Annotated in this window: 6 protein-coding genes, 1 tRNA gene and 2 pseudogenes; 5 read left to right on the plus strand and 4 right to left on the minus strand. The window is 66.2% G+C overall.

Features of this window, described 5'->3' with window-relative positions:
* Window positions 1–26: 26 nt before the first annotated feature.
* Complete coding sequence (gene orn, locus Q1V87_RS12805) at window positions 27–608, minus strand: oligoribonuclease (RefSeq protein WP_300593543.1); 582 nt, start codon at window positions 606–608, stop codon at window positions 27–29.
* A gap of 63 nt (window positions 609–671) precedes the next feature.
* Here orn and Q1V87_RS12810 point away from each other — a divergent pair.
* The 4 genes from Q1V87_RS12810 to Q1V87_RS12825 all read left to right on the plus strand — a co-directional run bounded on the left by Q1V87_RS12810 (window position 672) and on the right by Q1V87_RS12825 (window position 1920).
* A tRNA-Arg gene (locus tag Q1V87_RS12810) sits at window positions 672–747 on the plus strand.
* Window positions 748–776: 29 nt separating this feature from the next.
* Window positions 777–1127 carry a metallopeptidase family protein gene (locus Q1V87_RS12815; RefSeq protein WP_300593556.1) on the plus strand — a complete coding sequence of 117 codons (351 nt, stop codon included), beginning with the start codon at window positions 777–779 and terminating at the stop codon, window positions 1125–1127.
* Complete coding sequence (gene clpS, locus Q1V87_RS12820) at window positions 1118–1420, plus strand: ATP-dependent Clp protease adapter ClpS (protein WP_300593546.1); 303 nt, start codon at window positions 1118–1120, stop codon at window positions 1418–1420. Before Q1V87_RS12815 ends, clpS begins: the two co-directional genes overlap by 10 nt.
* Window positions 1417–1920: a DUF2017 family protein gene (locus tag Q1V87_RS12825; RefSeq protein ID WP_300593549.1), complete on the plus strand. Its 504-nt coding sequence runs from the start codon at window positions 1417–1419 to the stop codon at window positions 1918–1920. Before clpS ends, Q1V87_RS12825 begins: the two co-directional genes overlap by 4 nt.
* Window positions 1921–1941: 21 nt before the next feature.
* Here Q1V87_RS12825 and Q1V87_RS12830 read toward each other — a convergent pair whose 3' ends face one another.
* The 3 genes and pseudogenes from Q1V87_RS12830 to Q1V87_RS12840 form a co-directional block, all read right to left on the minus strand.
* Entirely contained in the window at window positions 1942–2532 is a 591-nt protein-coding gene (locus Q1V87_RS12830; RefSeq protein WP_300593552.1) for a hypothetical protein, read from the minus strand.
* Window positions 2507–2827, minus strand: coding sequence for a hypothetical protein (locus Q1V87_RS12835; protein WP_195691589.1), 321 nt, complete (start codon window positions 2825–2827; stop codon window positions 2507–2509). The genes Q1V87_RS12830 and Q1V87_RS12835 overlap by 26 nt, the downstream gene beginning before the upstream one ends.
* Before the next feature lie 58 nt (window positions 2828–2885).
* Window positions 2886–4178, minus strand: a pseudogene (locus Q1V87_RS12840) (DNA polymerase IV); the annotation flags it as partial.
* Between the two features lie 95 nt (window positions 4179–4273).
* On the opposite strand from Q1V87_RS12840, the pseudogene Q1V87_RS12845 reads away from it, so the two are divergent.
* Window positions 4274–4471: pseudogene (locus Q1V87_RS12845) on the plus strand (hypothetical protein); the annotation flags it as partial.

A 4471-nucleotide genomic window follows, 5' to 3' on the forward strand; every position in this document is an offset into this window, starting at 1 on the left:
CGGGAGCGAGCCATCGGCGCGGGGTATTACGGGGCCTTTCGAGTGCAATCGCCCGGCTCCGGAACGAACACGACGCTGCGGTAGTAGGCAAGCTCGCGCAGCGACTCGCTGATGTCGGCGAGGGCGCGGTGACCGCCATCCTTCGCCGGCGCGTGGATGTAGGCACGCGGGTACCAGCGTCTGGCGAGCTCCTTGACACTCGAGACGTCGACGTTGCGGTAGTGAAGCCACCGATCGACGCGAGGCATGTACTTGGCAAGGAACATCCGGTCGGTGCCGATCGTGTTGCCCGCCAGCGGCGCCTTGCCTTCGAGCGGCACAAAGCGCTGGATGTACTCAAGAACCTCGAACTCGGCCTCGGCGACACTGACGCCGTTCGGAATCTCCTCGAGCAGGCCAGACTTCTCGTGCATAGCGGTGACGAAATCGTTCATGTTCGCCAGCGCAGAGGCGTCGGGTTTGATCACGATCTGGAAGCCCGGATCCAGCGGGCGCAGCTCGAAGTCGGTGACGATGACAGCGATCTCGACGAGTTCATCGACGGCGAGATCCAGTCCGGTCATCTCACAGTCGATCCATACCAGCCGGTCGTTCTCGCTCGAAGCCATGCCGCCCATCCTAGAGCCGGCGCTCACGGCACTCGCGGCGGCTCCCGGTAATCTGGTGGATGCGCCTCCGTAGCTCAATGGATAGAGCATCGGCCTTCTAATCCGACGGTTACTGGTTCGAGTCCAGTCGGGGGCACCAGATGAGTGGCGGGAAGGCGCGGGGGCACGATGATCGAGATGGATGCCGACGCGTTCGAGCACCTGGTCGTCGAGGAACTGGACCGGCTGCCCGACGACATGGTCGACGGACTCGACAACGTCATCTTCGTGGTCGAAGACCGCGGCGAGGATGGTTCCCTCGACCTCCTGGGCCTCTACGACGGGTGGGCGCTGACCGAACGCGACCGATATGGCGTGGGTGAGCTCCCCGATCGGATCATCGTCTATCGTGAAGCCCACCTGGCGGCGTGCGATGATCTGGACGAACTTCGCGCTGAGGTCCACACGACTCTCGTGCACGAGATCGCGCACTTCTACGGGATTGACGATGACCGACTCCACGAGTTGGGATGGGCTTGATGAATAGCGCGACACTCCCTCGGGCCGATGAGGATGTCGACACACGCCACGCCGCTGACATGCCGTGGCAGACGGTCGTCTGGAATGACCCCGTCAACCTCATGAGCTACGTCACCCACGTCTTTCGAAGCTACTTCGGTTTCAGCCCGGAGCGGGCCGAGGCTCTGATGCTCGCCGTGCATCATGAGGGCCACGCCGTGGTCGCCGAGGGCGCGCGCGAACAGATGGAGCTTCACGTTCATGCCATGCATGACTACGGGCTTTCGGCGACTGTGCGGAGGGCGCCGGCATGACCCGCGAACTCGTGATGGCGATCACGCGCATCGAGGCTCTGCACCTCTCGCAGATGACGGAGCAGTTCCGGGACCTCCTCGATGCCACGACCGATGCGTCAAGCGATGATGCCGTGGCACGCCTCGTCCCCGAGGGGTATCTCGACGATGACGCTGCGGCTCGCGAGTTCCGTCGCTTGACCGAGCGCGAGCTCCTCGATCGCCGCCACGCGGATGCGGAGGCCGTTCTCGGCATCCTGCGCCCGACGCTCCCGACCTTGCCGGTTGCATCCGACGACCCGGAACTCACGGAAGAGGTTGTCGTGCACGCGAGCGCCGATGACGTGAGCGCGTTGCTGCGCACGCTGTCGGCGATTCGGCTCGTGCTGGCGACGCGGCTCGGGATTCAGGCCGACGACGACCACGACGCCGCTGATCCGCGTTTCGGGATCTACGACTGGCTCGGCTACCGCCTCGACAGCCTCGTCACCGCGATCGACGCGGACTCCGGCGAATTCTGACCGGGCGCGACGCGGGTCGGCTCAGGGAACGACGAAGACTCGCGTAGCGTGCGCCGCGGGCTCATCACGAGTGATGTGATCGTCTTCCTGCCGCGCCCAACGCTCCCAGTGTGGGCGGTAGGTGTCTCCATCGCGCTCGAGGGCCCTCTCTCGTCGAGAGTCGGCTGGCGATTCGACCCAGACCCGCACACCCGCGAGCACCGCAGTCGCCGGGGTGAGGATGCCGGATCCTTCGACCACGAGCGGCAGACCGGGGTCAACACCATGGGACTCCGCGTACTCACCTGCACCCCAGTCCCACCGCCGCCAGCGCCCGTGCTGCCCGGCGGCGTGCGGGATCAGGACGTTGTGCGTGACATCCTCGACGGCGGCATCCAGGCCATCCCATCCCGGGTAGGTCGAATCCAGAGCAAGCAGCTGCGGCAAGGCATCCAACGGCCAGCGATCGAGAAGGAGGCGGGTCAGGCTCGTCTTGCCGGCCCCGCTGCGCCCATCGATCAGGATGACGGGCGACGGCGCGGCACACGCCAGGATGTCGTCACGCAGGACGCCGGTGGCGTCGGTCAGAACCTGACCGACCGGGTCGTCACTTCTTGAGCGCGCGGATGACACGAATGAGCACGTGGCCGGCGACCCACACGAATGGGATGCCGACGGCGAGCAGAGAGATCAGGTTGGGCTCGAAGCGCAGGTCGTCGCCGCGTCGAATGTAGGCGCCGATCGGGATCGCGGTGCCGCCAGCGCCGCCGCCCCCGTTGCCGCCCTCATCCGAGCCTCCACCGAACCCAGAGGATGCGAGTGCCACCGGGATGATCTTGATGCCGTCGACGTCCTGCTGTTCTCCGTAGATCCCGGAGACGCCGAAGGATGCTGCCTGCTTGCCGAGTTCGAGCGCGATGTTGGGCATAGCCCCACGCTACCGGCCCGAGACCCTCGAAGACAGGGCGGCGTCGATCCGATCCTGGTCAGCGCGGATCATCGCGAGGGAGTCGAGGGTTAGAGGGAAGCGTCCCGCCGCCGCGCTCGCTGATAAGCGTCGCGCGGGTGATCGCACCTCGACCGAACCGCGCCGCGGCAGTGTCGAGCGCGGACTCGACGCGGCGCCACTCTCCGTCATCGTCCCAGAGCGCCGGCGCAGACTCGGCGAGGGTGCGCAATTTCTCAGCGCGAACACCGACGAGCCGGACGGGTAGTCGACGGTCGATGGCGTCGAACAGCTCGAGCGCGACCTCCCCGATACGTTGCCCGACCGAGCTCGGCTCAGGGAGGCTGCGCGAGCGGGAAACGGTGCTGAAGTCAGCGAATCGCACCTTGATCGCCACCGCACCGGCCTCCCAGGATGCCGCACGAAGTCGCGCCGCCACCCGGTCTGCCAGGCGACGCAGTTCCGATCGCAGGACTGCAGCGTCGCTGATATCGGTGTGGAAGGTTTCCTCGTGCCCCACGCTCTTCTCAACACGGGTCGCCGTGACCTCCCGCGCGTCGCGTCCACGCGCGAGGTTCCACACGCGCTCCCCCATCGCTGCACCCAGGGCGCGCTCGAGAACGGCCTGCGGTGTGTCCAACACGTCGGACACCGTACGGATGCCTCGCGATTCGAGTGCCTCGGCAGCCTTCGGTCCCACTCCCCATAGCGCGCGCACCGAACGTGGCGCGAGGAACGCTGCGGTGTCGGCTTCGGCAACGATCAGAAGGCCATCCGGTTTACTCAGCGTCGAAGCCATCTTCGCGACGTGCTTGGTGGCTGCGGCGCCGACGCTACAGGTCAGGCCAGTCTCGTCACGCACGCGGGCGCGAAGCATCCGCGCGATCGTTCCGGGAGAACCCCACAGGCGCCGCACTCCTCGCACGTCCAGGAAGGCCTCATCGATCGAGAGCGGCTCGACCATCGGCGTGATGTCGTGGAAGACGCGCATGACCTCGCGTGACAGCGTCACGTAACGGTCGAAGTGGGGCGGCACGACGATCGCCTGGGGGCACAGACGCAGCGCCTGGCCGACCGGCATCGCGGCGCGGACGCCGAACGCACGAGCCTCGTACGAAGCACTGGACACCACCGACCGACTCTCGGGCGCACCGATGATGATGGGCTTTCCCGCGAGGGTCGGGTCATCGAGCACCTCGACCGCAGCGTAGAACGCATCCATGTCGACGTGCAGGATGTCGGCGCCGGTGTCATCCGCGTCATCGCGCGACACGAGGCGATTCCTGCCGTCCCCTCGTCCCATGCATCCATTCTCGCCCGCACCACCGACAGTGCTCTCTCGGCATTCCCATCACCACCAGATGGACGGCGCTCAGCGATAATAAATACCCTAGGGGGTATCTAGCAAGCGGATCGAAGGAGCACACCGTGATCACCACTACCCGTTCTCTTACCGTCGCGGCGGCCGCACTCACGATGGTGGGGCTGACGGCATGCACGACGACGCCGCCCAGCGCCCCTGTTGACGCTTCCGCGGCGCCGACGACCGAGAACTTACCGACGTCGACCGAGCCCCCACTCGCCGACGCCGCCTCAGGTGACGTCGACGCTCAGCTGCTCTATCTC

The sequence above is a fragment of the Microbacterium sp. genome (assembly GCF_030149085.1).
In the GTDB taxonomy this organism is placed as follows: Bacteria; Actinomycetota; Actinomycetes; order Actinomycetales; family Microbacteriaceae; genus Microbacterium.

Excerpts from the sequence above, each read along its gene's own strand:
- orn (WP_300593543.1), bottom strand. The coding sequence starts at position 608 with ATGGCTTCGAGCGAGAACGACCGGCTGGTATGGATCGACTGTGAGATG.
- Q1V87_RS12815 (WP_300593556.1), top strand. The coding sequence starts at position 777 with ATGATCGAGATGGATGCCGACGCGTTCGAGCACCTGGTCGTCGAGGAA.
- clpS (WP_300593546.1), top strand. The coding sequence starts at position 1,118 with ATGGGCTTGATGAATAGCGCGACACTCCCTCGGGCCGATGAGGATGTC.
- Q1V87_RS12825 (WP_300593549.1), top strand. The coding sequence starts at position 1,417 with ATGACCCGCGAACTCGTGATGGCGATCACGCGCATCGAGGCTCTGCAC.
- Q1V87_RS12835 (WP_195691589.1), bottom strand. The coding sequence starts at position 2,827 with ATGCCCAACATCGCGCTCGAACTCGGCAAGCAGGCAGCATCCTTCGGC.